13 protein-coding genes are annotated in these 14,760 nt (G+C 39.4%); all 13 read left to right on the top strand.

Annotated features, from left to right (window positions below):
- Positions 1-13 precede the first annotated feature (13 nt).
- Positions 14-1,390, top strand: a complete 1,377-nt coding sequence (locus KIH41_RS13530) for a hypothetical protein (RefSeq protein ID WP_214162726.1) — start codon at positions 14-16, stop codon at positions 1,388-1,390.
- A gap of 130 nt (positions 1,391-1,520) precedes the next feature.
- Positions 1,521-2,408 (top strand): ParB N-terminal domain-containing protein, encoded by an 888-nt coding sequence (locus KIH41_RS13525; protein WP_214162725.1) that lies wholly within the window; start codon positions 1,521-1,523, stop codon positions 2,406-2,408.
- 90 nt (positions 2,409-2,498) lie between these two features.
- Positions 2,499-3,302, top strand: coding sequence for a hypothetical protein (locus KIH41_RS13520; protein WP_214162724.1), 804 nt, complete (start codon positions 2,499-2,501; stop codon positions 3,300-3,302).
- Positions 3,303-3,309: 7 nt separating this feature from the next.
- The gene (locus KIH41_RS13515; protein WP_214162723.1) at positions 3,310-4,470 is read left to right on the top strand and encodes a glycosyltransferase family 4 protein; all 1,161 of its coding nucleotides are present in this window, start codon (positions 3,310-3,312) and stop codon (positions 4,468-4,470) included.
- Positions 4,471-4,492: 22 nt separating this feature from the next.
- Entirely contained in the window at positions 4,493-5,467 is a 975-nt protein-coding gene (locus KIH41_RS13510; protein WP_214162722.1) for a glycosyltransferase family 2 protein, read from the top strand.
- On the top strand, positions 5,464-6,609 hold the full coding sequence (locus KIH41_RS13505) for a glycosyltransferase family protein (protein WP_214162721.1): 1,146 nt from the start codon (positions 5,464-5,466) through the stop codon (positions 6,607-6,609). Before KIH41_RS13510 ends, KIH41_RS13505 begins: the two co-directional genes overlap by 4 nt.
- A gap of 35 nt (positions 6,610-6,644) precedes the next feature.
- A complete protein-coding gene (locus KIH41_RS13500) occupies positions 6,645-7,694 on the top strand; it encodes a glycosyltransferase family 4 protein (protein WP_214162720.1) in 1,050 nt (349 codons plus the stop codon).
- 74 nt (positions 7,695-7,768) lie between these two features.
- Positions 7,769-8,938 carry a glycosyltransferase family 4 protein gene (locus KIH41_RS13495; RefSeq protein WP_246539128.1) on the top strand — a complete coding sequence of 390 codons (1,170 nt, stop codon included), beginning with the start codon at positions 7,769-7,771 and terminating at the stop codon, positions 8,936-8,938.
- Positions 8,935-10,320, top strand: coding sequence for a hypothetical protein (locus KIH41_RS13490; protein ID WP_246539126.1), 1,386 nt, complete (start codon positions 8,935-8,937; stop codon positions 10,318-10,320). The genes KIH41_RS13495 and KIH41_RS13490 overlap by 4 nt, the downstream gene beginning before the upstream one ends.
- A 6-nt stretch (positions 10,321-10,326) precedes the next feature.
- A complete protein-coding gene (locus KIH41_RS13485; RefSeq protein WP_246539124.1) occupies positions 10,327-11,544 on the top strand; it encodes a glycosyltransferase family 4 protein in 1,218 nt (405 codons plus the stop codon).
- Entirely contained in the window at positions 11,504-12,706 is a 1,203-nt protein-coding gene (locus tag KIH41_RS13480; protein ID WP_214162718.1) for a glycosyltransferase, read from the top strand. Before KIH41_RS13485 ends, KIH41_RS13480 begins: the two co-directional genes overlap by 41 nt.
- Positions 12,707-12,778: 72 nt before the next feature.
- Positions 12,779-13,303 (top strand): LbetaH domain-containing protein, encoded by a 525-nt coding sequence (locus KIH41_RS13475; protein WP_246539123.1) that lies wholly within the window; start codon positions 12,779-12,781, stop codon positions 13,301-13,303.
- Positions 13,304-13,313: 10 nt separating this feature from the next.
- Positions 13,314-14,255, top strand: a complete 942-nt coding sequence (locus KIH41_RS13470) for a glycosyltransferase family 2 protein (RefSeq protein ID WP_214162716.1) — start codon at positions 13,314-13,316, stop codon at positions 14,253-14,255.
- Positions 14,256-14,760: the final 505 nt, after the last annotated feature.

Below are 14,760 nucleotides of genomic sequence, written 5' to 3'. Positions count from 1 at the left end.
TAAATGATTATTTATGAATTTAAAAGATAAAGCACTTAATAAGCTGTTTCTATTTAGGAAAAAACACTCCGGCTATTTGACCAGGCTTGTTTCTTTGGCCAGAAGAAATATGCCGGAAACAGTGAGGGAGAAAATCAAATCAAGCTTCTTGAAACCCCACTATGAAAGACTCAGAAGAATCTTGATCAGTCCGAAAAAAACTCCGAGGGTTTTTATAAAAAGGGGATTATCAAGATCCAGGTTCTTTGATCTATTAAATGAACGAAAAGTAAAATATGTACTATTACGTTGGTGGCAGGATTACCCGGAAATCCCTGTTGGAGAGGACCTGGACATCCTAATCCCTGATGAGGAGAGGAGCAAACTGGATGATCTCGTGGTATTTTATGACAATGGGACAGGCCTTAAATGCGACATCTATACCATACAAGGAGGCAATCATGGTTGTCGAAAAAATTTACCTTACTTCCAATCAAACTTAGCACATAAGCTTTTAGATACACGGGTAATGTACAGGGGGATCTATGTTCCAGCACCAGTACCTTACTTTGCCTCATTGGCCTACCATGCATTATTCCATAAAGGAAAAGCTTCCGGTTTGGAGGGGTTCCAGCAACCTGATAATGAATTGGAGCATAGCTACACGGAAATCTTACGGGATCTTGCCAGAGAATTAAAGCTGGAAGTGGAAATTTCTGTTAAGGGGATTTATTCCTGGTTAAAAGAACACAATTTCGCCCCAGCTGAAGACACTTTATCAAAATTGGCTGAAATTAAACCAGAATTAGACTTTCTCCAGACAAGCCTTAGTTCTGACGTAAGAGGTGGAGACCTCATCGTATATATTATCAGGGAGCGACTTTTGGAGGAGGGGCATTTAAAACCTTTTACGGATTTCCTGAAGAAGGAATTTCTTTTCGACATCATAGATGTCCGAATGCTCGAGGAACAGGAGATTCTAATCTGCTCCAGACAAATCAGGGGGGGCAAATGGGACAAAGGCCCATTCAAATATTCCGGGGGGCCTCCTGCTGCTTTTGTTGTGGCATATGATTATCATCCTTGGCCGCTATCTGATGCAGAGGCCAAAAAGCAAACCAGGATGACCAATCGAAACAATCCAAATGCTAAATACGCCTTCAGGGAAAAAATCAATCAAACAAGAATAAACAGAAATTATAACGGGATTCATTCTGCTGACAATGAACATGATGCCAGGTTCTACATTTCACTTTTAGGTAAAAAATACGCTGAATTTATTTCAGATCAAGTGGAACAAAGAAGATCAGGTTTTATTTCCCCAATAGGCACTCCACTAACTCATAAAGAGTATAATGGTACTTTAGAGATAAAAAAAGATTTTCAGATTATACAAGGGAAAACTGCCTGAAAAGAAAATTAGAATAAAAACATTCAAAATGATCTATAATTATAGGACTTTGCAAAAAAACAGGTAATAATTTCCCCGCAAGGGGATTTTCCACTAAGGAGGAATTTAAATTCCAACGATAGATAAACCAATGAGAACTGCAAATTTAAAAATAAGGCCCTATATTGAATATCTAGCACGAAAGATAGGCTATGAATTAGTTGGGGAGGGAAATAAATTGATAAATTTTTCCGAATTTAAATTGTATTCCAGAAAGTTGCCAAAAGAGATTTGTCAAGAAAATATTGATCCTTATTTTTCACCAGTTAGTGTAGAGATAGAAGCCATAACATCTAGAGTAGGTTTTTCTTTTTCTAGAAATGATTGGCATCCCTTTGTAGAAACCCTAAAGGAATACAAGTTAAATTCAAATCTTCTTTATGAAGACTCCACGCTCGCAAAGCTATACTGCCGATATACTCCACAAAATGTTCAAGAAGTATTAACCGATCAGCTATCCACTCCCCAAAAACCTTTGTGTGATTGGCCTCCAAAGTATAAACTCATTTCTTGGATATGGACACTCAATCACACCCGAGTGAACAGAATTTTAAAACATATCCAAAATCGCAAAAAAAACGACGGTTGGATTTATTATGGACCACATGACCTATCTTATGGAAAAAATGAATTTGATCGATTAATCAAGGTTTATAACTCCATTAAATATAATGGTTATTCTTCCAACCTGTCCAAAAGTGATCCCGTAAGCGGGTACTTTTTGAAAAAAGGAAAAGAAATCAGGTTTGTTTTATTAGAAGGTAACCATCGGGTATCTGCTTTACAAGCACTTGGCCATAAAAAAGTAAACGTCCTTATTAGAAAGGGTCACCCTGCGATAGTAGATTATGAAAAACTGCATTTCTGGACAAAAGAAGAGGGGGGATTATATCCTTCCATCCTCTTAAAACAGGTATTCGATAATTTATTTTATGGGACAGGCTTAGATAAAGCTCGAAGGTATAGATTAAATATCTAACCAAATATAAATTTGAGGTTCAAACGCCAGATATTCGTAAAGTTGGAATTAAAACCAAATGGGCAAATGTAGCATTATCCTTTAAAAACTATGGCAAAATATGTGGAATTTATAGGGGTTTCTGGAGTGGGAAAATCTACCACTTATCGATATTTATTTAAAAATTACAAAACCTCCTTACCATGGATTCCTTACGAGGAGTTATGCAAAGATCAATACCACCACACCAATAGTTTCAAGAACTTTTTGGAATATAGATTATATAAACTTTATAAACCCAACCATATCCCAAGGATACCTCACAATCAGGAATCCCTGAACAAATTCGTAAATCAAAACAGAGAGTTTTTAGAAAATTTTTGGAATACAATGTACAATTGTAAAGAAGATGTCAATTTGAGATTCTATAAGACCAATTATATCCGTGACATAATAGAAAAAATTCAAAACGTAAAAGACAGCGCCTATAAAAAGTACTGTATTATTGACGAAGGCCTTATCCATAATTTGAATTATTTCATCAACCCTAGAATCCCTCCTACAGAGACCGAAGTTGAAAGACTTCTAAATCTAATTGAATTACCGGACGGTATTGTTTATTTCAAAGGGGAAATAGATAACATAATGAGCAGAACAATGAACAGAGGATCCTTGAGAGCCGGGGAAAAAAATTTGTCTTCTGAGGATCTTGTATTGAAAAAAACACAATCGATTAAAGAAAAATCCCTGTTTATTGATTGTATTAAAAAGTCCCAGATCCCCATTCTAACTGTACATGCACAGGACTCCATATCAACTAAGGCTGATAAGATAATGGAATTTTTATCCACCTTACATGAAAAAACCACTTCTGCAAAAAGCCTAGAAAACAAATCCACCCCATTTGTTAAGTGATATAATCATGAAGATAGCATTTTGCTCAAGAGGTAAATTTTCCTTGGAAAAAGGATCAACGAAAAATAGAATAGAGCTTTCCGAAAGTTTAAGGAGCTTGGGGTGGGACACTGTTTTGGTTGATAAACAGGTTTTGGGAATTGGTACCGAAGGGAAAGTCCAGGAATCCGTTCACAGTACCGCTTTAAAGGAATTTTTATTGGACAACAATGATAGCTTTGACGTTGTCTTGTATGAGTATGACAGTTTACCCTTTGAAAGGAATATTTTCAACAAACAAACGCTCTTCGTAGCTAGACCTGCAATTTTAGGCTATCATTTACCTCTTACGAAGTTTAAATACAATTTCAGGACAAAAATCGCGAAGATAATAAAATCATTCCTTGGACATGAAAATAAACATCAGGAACTCCTTTATCAAAAAAAAATCAATTTCTGTTTAAATCAGGCTGATCTAATCCAAGTACAGAACAGAAAGGATTGCAGTATGCTGGTTTCCAAGAACCATTCTCCTGAAAAAATAATTGTTGTACCGAATGGAATAACACCTGAAAGAATATCCGAATTTGGAATCCGCCGCACAAAGAATCAAAACACCACTATAGCTTTTGTAGGAACTTTTGACTTTCGAAAGGGTGCTATGGATTTTCCTGTTCTGTATGAAAAGGTAAAAGAAAAATTTCCTTTACTGAAATTAAAACTTTTAGGAACAAGTGGCATGTTTTATTCCGAAAAGCAAGTACTACAATTTTTTCCTAAGCATTTTCGAAATGATATTGAAGTGGTGCCAATATTCCAAGCCAATGAATTACCAGAACTTTTGAATGATTGTGACATAGGAGTTTTTCCTTCTTTTTTAGAAAGCTTTGGTTTTGGGGCTTTGGAAATGATGTGTGCAGGATTGCCCGTTATTGCCTATGATTCCCCAGGACCTTCCGACTTTATCCTTCCTGACCTTTTGGTACCCACGGGCGATATCAATGCACTTATTGAAAAGGTAATTGCCTTATTGAAAGATAAAGCTTTACTAAAACAGAAAGCCAAACAGGCAAGGGAAACAGTGGTGAAAAACTATTGCTGGGATGATATTGCCAAAGAAGTGGATTACCTATATAGAAAGCATTTGGATTTATTGCGTCAAAAACATGTTTTCCAAAATCAGGTATAGATTTTCTTAAACTGAAGCTGGTATGAAGAATCTGATATCGATCATCATTCCATTCTATAATGCGGAAAAATATCTGGCAGCCACCATCCAAAGCTGTCTTGATCAGACTTACCCTGTCATTGAGGTAATTCTTGTAAATGATGGAAGTAATGATAAATCGGAAAATGTAATAAATTCTTTTGATGATAATCGCTTAAAATACTTCTCTTTACCAAACGGGGGGCCATGTAGAGCAAGGAATTTTGGGTTATCAAAAGCTACAGGAGAGCTTATTCAATTTTTGGATGCTGATGATATCCTGGAAAAGCATAAGCTATCGATCCAATTTAAAAAATTTCTTCAATACGGGGACGATTATATCTTTAGTGGAATAATGGGCAATATTATAGGGCATCAAAAAACTTTAGAACAAGATTTTAATTTTTACTATAAGAACTTGTCCGTCTTGGAATATTTTCAGGAAATGTTCAGAAACTTCGGTAAGTATTATACAACCGGAGTTTGGCTGGTACCCAGAAAACTTGTTGATAAGACCCATAGGTGGGATGAAAAAGTCCTTCTGAACAATGATGGTGAATATTTTTGTAGGGTGATTTTAGCCTCAAAAGGAGTTGTTTTTTGCCCAGGAGCAACTTTCTATTATCGTAGAGATGTGCCAATGAGTGTAAGCAAACAATTAAAATCCAAAAGAATAAATGAAAGTTGGTTATATTCTTATACCTGTTACACCAGACACTTCCAATTGACTTTTGATAAAAAAACAGCTAATAACCTGAGCAGAAAAGCCCTCAGCGTTTTTTACTGCAACTCCTACCCTAATCATCCGGATTTATTAAATGAATGCAAAAAGCAGATAAAGGAATTGGGGTTCAATTCCCCATCAGCACATGGGAGCAAAGTATTCAAGATAATCTCTGCCATAATTGGAGTTGATAATGCATTAAAGTTTAGAACATATAAAGACAGGGCCAAGTACCTAACGAAACCCAGTGTATGATGACGGTAGTATTCATTTGTGGATCATTGGAGCCTGGAAAAGATGGTGTAGGAGACTATACCAGAAGGCTAGCTGGAGAATTGATCCGGCAAGGGCATAAGGCAAAGGTCATAGCCCTCAATGATCGTCATATCGATGAGGGCTTTCAAGGCATACAATATATAGAAAACACTGAGGTTCCAATTGTGAGGCTCCCCTCCTCCTTACCTGAAAATAAACGGCACCAAAAAACATCAGGGTTAGTAAAAACGATCAAGCCTGATTGGATAAGTCTTCAATTTGTCCCTTACTCCTACCATTCCAAAGGACTGCCGGTGAGTTTGATAAATCATCTTGATAAGATTCTTGGAGAAATAAAATTTCATATAATGTTCCATGAACTGTGGACAGGAATGGAAGAAACCTCCAGCCACAAACAAACCTTATTAGGACTAGCTCAAAAGTTTCTTATCCGATTTTTAATCAAAAAATCTCAGCCCTTGGTGGTTAACACACAATCCTCTGTATATAAAACCCAATTGACTGCCATAGGTCATAAAGCTGAGCTGCTCCCTTTATTTGGTAACATTCCCAGAAATCCAGATTTCATCCAAACCGCAAAAAATCGCAAAGGAATAGACAAAATTACATTTGTACTCTTTGGCCAAATCCGTAAAAATGCCCCTGTAGCTCAATTTGCTAAAGAAGTTGCTTTACTAACCAAACAGGGGTATCAATTTAATTTGATTTTAATTGGTAAGAATGGGGATGAACAAAACCATTGGGTTTCCACCTGGACAGAAGCAGGCTTGGAAGTTAATGTTTTGGGTGAAATTAGTTCCCATAGGATATCTTCGGTTTTTGAGTCGGCTACAATGGGACTATCAACCACACCCGTTCCCCTAATTGAAAAAAGCGGTGCGGTAGCCGCTATGAGAGAGCATAGCCTGCCAGTGCTTTGTGTGGCTAAACCTTGGAGGTTGAGAAACCAATCGGAATTCGAAATACCAGCGGGAATAAGGGAATATCAAAAAGGAAACTTGGAAAAGATACTGGCCACTAACAGCCGCCCTACCTCCAATGGGGCCGATGTGACACATGTTAGCCAACAGTTTTTAAGGTCTCTAGAAGGTTTTTCCCTAGAAACAATAAAAACCAATTGACCTATACAAGCTAAAAACTTCCTTCTGAATTATCAATGAAAATCCTATTGTTAACCCATAAGTTTTACCCAGACATAGGAGGAATTGAAGTGAATTCTGAGATTTTGGCTTCAAGATTTCTCAAAGATGGTCATGAAGTAAGGGTTTTAACCTGGACGGAGGCAGTAGGCACAAAAAGCTTCCCTTTCAAAATCATTCGAAAACCAAGTTTAAAGCACTTATTGGAAGAACATAAATGGGCAGAAGTTGTCTTCGAGAACAATCCATGCCTCAGACTTGCATGGACTTCTTTTTTCTTCAAAAAACCATCAGTTGTAGCTTTAAGAACTTGGGTAAGCAGGCAAGATGGTCATATTGGGTGGCAAGATAAAGTAAAATTCTGGTGGTTAAAAAGAGCTTCAGCTGTCATTGCAGTAAGTAATGCAGTCAGGGTAAAGAGTTGGCCGGAAGCTGTAGTGATCGGAAACCCTTATCGGCACCAACTTTTCAGGCCTTCACCCCAACCTGGTTCTAGAGCAGGATTTGTGTTTTTAGGAAGGCTTGTTTCTGATAAGGGAGCGGATCTTGCCATCGCAGGATTACATCACCTGGTGAAGGTTAAAAAGTTAAAAAGCCGATCCGACGAAGAATTGACTTTGACAATTATAGGTGAAGGGCCTGAGAGAAAAAATCTGGAAGAAATGGTGGCTGATCTGGATTTAAAAGATCATGTAAAGTTTACAGGAGCACTACGAGAAGAAAAGCTGGTGAATTGCTTAAACAAGCATAAGTTTTTACTTGTCCCCTCACTGTGGGATGAGCCTTTTGGCAACGTGGTACTGGAGGGGCTTGCCTGCGGATGTATTCCAATTGTCTCTAACGGGGGCGGCTTACCTGATGCAGTTGGTAATGCCGGACTGGTTTTTCAAAAAGGAGACTTAAATTCCCTTTTGAATTGCCTTTGCAAAGTTTTAGAAAATCAAGAATTAGAAAAACAATTACGCTCCAATGCGGAGGCACATCTCAGGACTCACCACCCAAAAACAGTTTCTCGCCGCTATTTAGAGATTCTGGAGAGTGTCGTTAAGCCCCGGCTCATTTTATGAAAATCATACTTTCCCATCCTACCGGAAATGCAAATGTCAGAGCAGCTGCCAACGCCCTGGCCGATGCAGGGCATTTGGCTGAATTCAGAACCTCAATTGCCTCTTTCCCCGGAGGCTTACTTGATAAAATAGGCCATATTTGCTCTTTTCCCGATATTTCCAGAAGACAGTTTTCTCCACAGTTAAAATCCGTCACTCATACCTGGCCATGGAAAGAAATAGCCCGGATCCTTGCCTCAAAAGCAGGAGTTTCCTCTTTGCTTAGGCATGAACAGGGAGCCTTTTGTGTAGATAAGGTATATAAATCTTTTGACTTACATGTAGCTTCCATTATTAAGCATGCAAGAGCAGACGCAATGTATTGCTATGAGGATGGGGCTGAGAACTCCTTTTATGAAGCAAAAAAATTAAAGCTTACCTGCTTATATGATCTTCCTATTGGTTATTGGCGGGCTGGACGTAAGATATTTGAAAGTATACGGCTCCAGTACCCGGAATGGGCTACTACCCTCAGTGGTTTAAAAGACTCTGAAGCCAAGCTTTTGCGGAAAGACGAAGAACTAAAAATGGCAGATCTAATTCTTGTAGCCAGTAAATTCACCGCCGGCACATTGAAAGAGTTCCCAGGAAAACTCGCTCCTGTCAAAGTCATTCCATACGGCTTCCCTGCTGTTGTTGAAAATAGAGAATATTCAAATGGAAGCCGAGGACCGTTAAAAGTTCTTTTTGTGGGCAGTTTATCGCAGCGAAAGGGAATTGCAAACTTATTGGAAGCAGTGGATGGCTTGGAAAAGCATGTCACACTCACCATAGTAGGCAAAAAAGTGAGCGAGGATTGTCATCCATTAAATTCTGCTCTAGCCAAACACACTTGGATTCCAAGTCTGTCGCACCCTGAAATACTTTTCTTAATGAAGGCTCATGACGTTTTGGCATTTCCATCCCTTTTCGAGGGTTTTGGACTTGTTATCACTGAAGCGATGTCGCAAGGAACTCCTGTTATAACCACAGACAGGACTGCAGGCCCTGACTTAATAGAGGATGGCAACAATGGCTGGCTAATAGATGCCGGATCAACAGAAGCTTTGAAAATTGCCATAGAAGGATTAATTGGAAAGCCGAAAAAAATCTTGGAAGCCGGAAAAGCTGCTTTGGAAACTGCACGCCGCCGGCCATGGCAGGTATACGGTCAGGAGCTGGTTGATGAATTGGCCAAACATCATCTTAGGAATATAAGTAAATGAGCACTGCACCTTCACCAACTCCAAGGTTAAAATCTTCTTCCCGTCATGCAGAAAGCCATGATTTGGATTCAACCTATGTTAATGGCAAGGATCCCAACCATTTGCTAAAACAGGCCATTTGGGCATATTTCTTATTACTGATTTTTGAAGGGGCCTTGCGTAAATGGTTTCTACCCAGCTTGGCTACACCGTTATTAGCCATAAGGGATCCCATAGCACTTTGGTTAGTGGTCAAATCGATGCAACGTGGATTGTTACCTTCCAATATTTATTTAACCGGGGCAGTTTTTATTGGAACTATCGGCGTATTTTCTGCAACCTTTTTGGGGCACGGGAGCCTTCCAGTAGCAATTTATGGAGCCCGTATACTCCTAATACATTTTCCTCTCATTTTTGTGATCGGAAGCATATTTGATCAAGATGATGTAATTAAAATCGGAAAGGCAACCTTGGTAATTGCAATTCCTATGGCCTTCCTGATTACACTCCAGTTTTATAGCCCCCAATCCGCATGGGTCAACCGGGGTATAGGCGGTGATATGGAGGGAGCCGGATTTAGTGGCGCGATGGGATACATGCGGCCTCCGGGAACATTCTCCTTTACCAATGGCCTTACTTTATTTTATAGCTTGGTCGCCTCATTTGTTTTTTATTTCTGGCTCAACACTCAGAATATCCACAAATTAGTTCTTTTGGGTGCAACACTTGGCTTATTTGCGGCCATCCCTCTATCTATAAGCCGTAGTCTTTTCTTTACAGTGGGAGTCATTATGATATTTACTCTTTTTGCCGTAACCAAAAAACCTGAGTATATCGGAAAAACCATCGGGGCTGTGATCGGACTTTTATTTGCTTTGGTTGTCTTGAGTCAGGTCAGTTTTTTTCAGACCGCCACAGAAGCATTTACCAACAGGTTTGATACTGCCAATAACACCGAAGGTGGAGTGGAGGGGGTATTACTTGACCGCTATTTAGGAGGATTAGTGGGAGCCATTCTTGGGAAAAACAATGAATCCTTACCATTCTTTGGTTATGGGCAAGGGATGGGAACCAATGTAGGGAGCATGCTCCTTACGGGCAAATCGAAATTTTTGATTGCTGAAGGTGAGTGGGGAAGGCTCATTGGTGAATTCGGGCCTTTCTTTGGCATGGCCCTGATTTTTATTAGAATAAGTCTCAGCGCCAAAATCTCCCTTGCCTCCTTTGCAGCTCTAAAAAGAGGAGATTTACTTCCCTGGATTCTCTTAAGTCTAATGTTGTTGGTTTTTCCCCAGGGACAATGGGCACAACCAACTTCACTTGGTTTTTCGACACTGATTGTAGGTTTGGTTATCGCCTCACTAAACAAACCACAAACTTCAGAAATTCTCCATTCCAACTGATCTTAAATGAAGAAGCTGAACCTGGTATTTTTGGCTCATCCTGAGATTTTGGGATCCCAAAGCATGCCCCGATTTGCCGAAATGATGGCGAATGGAATGGCTGAACGCGGACATTCCACTGAAATCATCAGGCCTTCCCCTCATTTGGCAAAAATGACTATCTCCTTCTTCCGAAAATGGTTTGGTTATATAGATGCGTTTCTTCTGTTTCCATTACAAATAAGGCGTAAACTTAAGGGCTATGCTGACAACACATTGTTTGTAATCTTGGATCATGCATTAGGTCCTTGGGTTTTTCTGGTTGCTGACCGTCCCCATGTTATCCATTGTCACGATTTTTTGGCTCAAAAATCAGCCTTCGGTGAGATTCCCGAGCATCCCACTGCATGGTCGGGGCGAAGATATCAGTCTTTGATAAGATGGGGCTATTCAAAAGGGCAAAACTTCATTTCGGTGTCCGAAAAAACTCAATCTGATCTCCACAGGTTTTTAGTAACACCTCCTAACCTTTCTGAAGTGGTCTATAACGGTATCAATAAGAAATTCAGCCCCATGAATCAGAATATTGCACAAAAAGACTTGAGTGAAATCCTCGGCATAGATCTCTCTAAGGGATTTATCCTCCATGTGGGGGGAAATCAATGGTATAAAAACAGAGAAGGAGTAATAGAAATATATGATGCCTGGCGCTCAACCGGAGTCAAACACCTACCACTCTTATTGGTAGGTAAAGCTCCAGATGCTAAATTAAACAGGATTTATAGCAAATCAGACTTTAAGAATGACATCTATTTTATAGAAGGCTTAGAGGATAGAATGGTGAGAATGGCATATGCGGGTGCCTCATTGTTCTTATTCCCATCGCTAGCCGAAGGTTTTGGTTGGCCAATAGCTGAAGCCATGGCTTCCGGGTGCCCTGTTATAACCACCAATGAGCCTCCAATGACAGAAGTGGCAGGAGATGCGGCTCACCTCATTTCCATAAAACCCACAGAAGATTTTCAAAAGAAAGAATGGGCCAAATCATCCGCAAAAATTATTGATAAAATCCTTTGCTTATCCCCCGACGAAAGGTTTAAAATCATAGAAAAAGGCCTTCATAACGTAAAAAGGTTTGAAATAGAACATACTTTGAATCAAGTTGAAAAGCTTTATTTGAGTATTTTAAAAGGAAAGGAAACCCATGAAAATCTTAAGGGTCATTGCCAGCATGGACCCCTCTAACGGGGGACCATGTCAAGGTATCCGATACTCAATTCCGGAATTGGAAAAACTTGGTGTTTCCAATGAGGTAGTTTGTCTGGATGATCCGGCCGCACCTTTTTGTTCCGCAGATCCTTTTCCTGTCCAGGCTTTGGGAGAAGGAAGAGGTCCATGGCAATACAGCGGAAAATTGGGTCCCTGGCTTATGCAACATCTCCACCGCTTTGATGTCGTGATTGTTCATGGGTTATGGCTGTACCACAGTTTTGCAGTAAATAGGGCCTTGAATCATTTTAAAAAATTAAACCATTCCTGTTCACCCAAATTGTTTATCATGCCACATGGTATGCTGGATCCCTACTTCCAACGAGCGGCCGGACGCAAGATAAAAGCATTGCGTAACTGGCTATATTGGAAATTAATTGAGGGGAATGTGGTAAATGGTGCCGACGGAGTCTTATTCACCTGCGAGCAAGAATTAAAATTGGCCCAGTTACCATTCCGTCCCTACTCTCCTGCAAAAGAATTAAATGTAGGATACGGCATTGCAGAACCACCAAAATCCTCTGAAACTATTCTAAAAGCATTTTACCGGTTGATCCCAGGCCTTCGAAATCAAAAATTTTTACTTTTCATCAGTAGAATACATGAGAAAAAAGGGGTAGATATGTTAATTGAGGCGTATGCTGAAATCTGGAAAAGACACTTGAACCCATTGGATACGCACACAGCAAAACCTCCGCTATTGGTGATTGCCGGGCCAGGTTTGAATTCTGATTTTGGTAAAAAAATCAGGAATTCAGCAGCATCCATTATCCCAAAAAACGCTGTTTTTTTCTCAGGTATGCTTTCAGGCGACGAAAAATGGGGTGCATTTTACAGTTGCGAGGCATTTATATTACCCAGTCATCAAGAAAATTTCGGCATTGCCGTAGTTGAAGCTCTGGGATGCGGAAAACCGGTTCTGATTACTGATCAGATAAACATTTATCGAGAGATTATTAGGCAAGAAGCCGGAATTATTGCTAAAGATAATTTAGCGGGGACTATTAAGTTACTGGACGATTGGATTAGCCTTTCTCCCCGGGAAAAAACAACTATGGGAGATAAAGCTTTCGATTGTTTTTTAAAGTACTTCAGCTTATCACAAAATGCTAGAAAGCTCCTTTCCGCATTACAATAACCTAACAAATAATTTTAGATTATGATAAATCAGGATACACATTCTGGCCCATCATTTTCACTCAAAAATCGAATGGCAAGGATCATTTGGATGATATTTTATTTATTTCTGTTCCGGTATACTCCAAACCCCTTCCATTCCTGGAGGGCGACCATCCTTCGGTTCTTTGGTGCCAAAGTGGGCAAAGGTGTACATGTATACCCAAAAGTAAAAATATGGGCGCCTTGGAACCTTGAATTGGAAGATTATTGTGGAGTGGCTAATGATGTCAATTTATATTCACAAGGGAAAATTACTATTGGGAAAAAAGCTGTAATTTCCCAAGGGGCACACTTATGTGCAGGAACCCATGATTATACCCACCCTGGCTTTCCCCAGATTTCCAAGCCGATCAATATCGGTGGCCACTCCTGGATTGCCGCTGAGGCATTTATCCATCCTGGAATTAATATAGGCGAAGGTGCGGTTATAGGCGCCCGATCGGTGGTGACCAAAAATATGCCCGCATGGATGGTTTGTTCAGGACATCCCTGTAATCCTATAAAGACAAGAAATTTAAATTCACTTTCCTTAGAATCATCTACTATTTTTTCTTAACCACGTTAATATGGAGCCTTTAGATATTACAATCGTCATCCCTGTAAAAAATGAAGAAAAACTTATCGGAGACTGCTTAAAGTCAGTAGGAACAGACTTTTGTAAAAAAATCATAGTCATCGATTCTTCCAGTACAGACAGGACTTGTGAAATAGCTGAGCGGTTAGGTGCGGAAGTGATAAATTTTAAATGGGATGGAAAATTTCCTAAAAAGAGAAACTGGTTTTTAAGAAACCACACTCCTACCACAAAATGGGTTTTGTTTTTGGATGCAGATGAATTTCTAACTGAAGGGTTTAAAAAGGAACTTAGATCCAAAATCCAAAAGGATAGTTATGTAGGGTTTTGGCTTTCATATTCAATTTATTTTGCCGGTAAAAAATTAAGGGGGGGATATCCCCTTCAAAAACTCGCCCTCTTTCAAGTTGGGGCAGGAGAATATGAAAGAATTAAGGAGCAGCATTGGAGTAAATTAGATATGGAAATCCACGAGCATCCTATCGTAGAGGGAAAAGTTGGAAAAATAAAAAGCAAAATAGATCATAGGGATTTTCGAAGTATTGAACATTATATCCAGAAACAAAGGGAATATGCAAAATGGGAATCCTATCGCTACCTGGATTTAAACCCAAAAAGTCGTTTATTACTTACGGCCAAGCAGAAATTAAAATATAGACTTCTTACCAGTCCATGGGTTGGTCCCTTGTATTTTCTTGGCAGCTTCATCTTCTTGGGAGGATTTAGAGATGGTTATACGGGATTGACATTTGCTTTTTTAAAAATGGCATATTTTAATGAAATCTATTGCCGGATTAAAGAATTGAAATCCTCATGCCCCTCCCATTTGATACCAGGCCAAATTACCGGTTTGAAATCAAAATCGAGCCAAAAGATTAAGTCGAGATTTCCTTACCTAAAAAGAAATACCTCAGCCAAAATTTTTCCTAATTGACTTACCCACAAACTTATTTCAATCTATAAATCATCCTTTTTTACAGGTAATACCCGACAGAGACTGGGCGGAATTACTTTAAAAGTTTTGCTTACACATTTAAAACATCTTTAGAGGCATGTTAAAATATTTATTAGTATTTTGTAGGACCTTTGGTGTGCTTTCCCCCCTTCAGTAATTCTCTTCTCTCCCAAGACCTAATAGATCCAGAAGCACAGACTACTACAGGTATTGATTCTGTTAAAGAAGAAGTCCAATCAAAAGTCCTTGTATTACTCAAGGTAGGACCGAATCTTTCAAACATGAATTTCAAAAAAGGTTATCATCCTGATGCTGATCACATCGACCCATCATGGAAAACAGGATACTTTGTTGGAACTGGAATCCAAATACCATTCCCCCGACGATTTTCCTTAGGCAGGAATATGTTTTATCCTGAACAAGAGGAGAACTCTACCCCCAGGTGTCTATTACGGCGATGATGGGCCAGTGATTACGGAGCATG

Origin of the sequence: Litoribacter ruber, from assembly GCF_018500185.1 — a bacterium.
In the GTDB taxonomy this organism is placed as follows: domain Bacteria; phylum Bacteroidota; class Bacteroidia; order Cytophagales; family Cyclobacteriaceae; genus Litoribacter; species Litoribacter ruber.
Note: the sequence above shows the minus strand (reverse complement) of the source record. Positions and strands in the feature narration are given on the sequence as shown.